Below are 671 nucleotides of genomic sequence, written 5' to 3'. Positions count from 1 at the left end.
CACCAGCCACGCCTGCAACACACCAAGCACACGGCCCAGCAACCCCACAGCATCGCCAGAACCACCGGAACCACCGGAACCACCGGCGTCGACCGCATCGACGGCATCGACGGCCTCAAGCACCGCCACCGACGGCACCACACCACCAACAACCAGCGACGCCACATCAGCCGCATCCGCCACCACAGTCGGCGAAGCACCACCACCGGAGACCGAAACCCCCGACAGCTCAGCCCACTCCAAACGGAACAACGAATCCACACCCGCACCCGCACCCGCACCGGCGCCCGCAGCACCCAGCTGCTCCACCGACACCGGCCGCGACACCAGCGAATCCATCGTCAGCACCGGCGCACCCGACTCGTCCGCCGCGTCGAACGACAACGCATCCGGACCACACGGCGCCACCCGCACCCGCAACGCAGCAGCACCGGCCGCCTGCAACACCACACCGTTCCACGCGAACGGCAGCGCGATGCCCTCCTCGGGCTCCGCGTCGTCCTGGCCACCGAAGCCCGCCGAGACCGACTGCAGGGCCGCGTCGAACAGCGCCGGGTGCAGACCGAAGCGGCCTGCCTCCTCGCTGAGTTCCTCCGGCAGGGCGGCCTCGGCGAAGAGCTCCTCGCCCCGCCGCCAGACGGCACGCAGACCCTGGAACGCCGGCCCGTACG

Annotated in this window: 1 protein-coding gene; it reads right to left on the bottom strand. The window is 70.6% G+C overall.

What is annotated here, in order from left to right:
* Positions 1-671: polyketide synthase dehydratase domain-containing protein (locus E0F75_RS39815; protein ID WP_229315928.1), on the bottom strand; the 671-nt coding region annotated here is incomplete at both ends.

The sequence above is a fragment of the Streptomyces sp. CB02980 genome, from assembly GCF_014451325.2.
Taxonomy (GTDB): Bacteria; Actinomycetota; Actinomycetes; order Streptomycetales; family Streptomycetaceae; genus Streptomyces.
The sequence above is the reverse complement of the archived record's forward strand: the minus strand, read 5'-3'. Positions and strand labels throughout refer to the sequence as shown.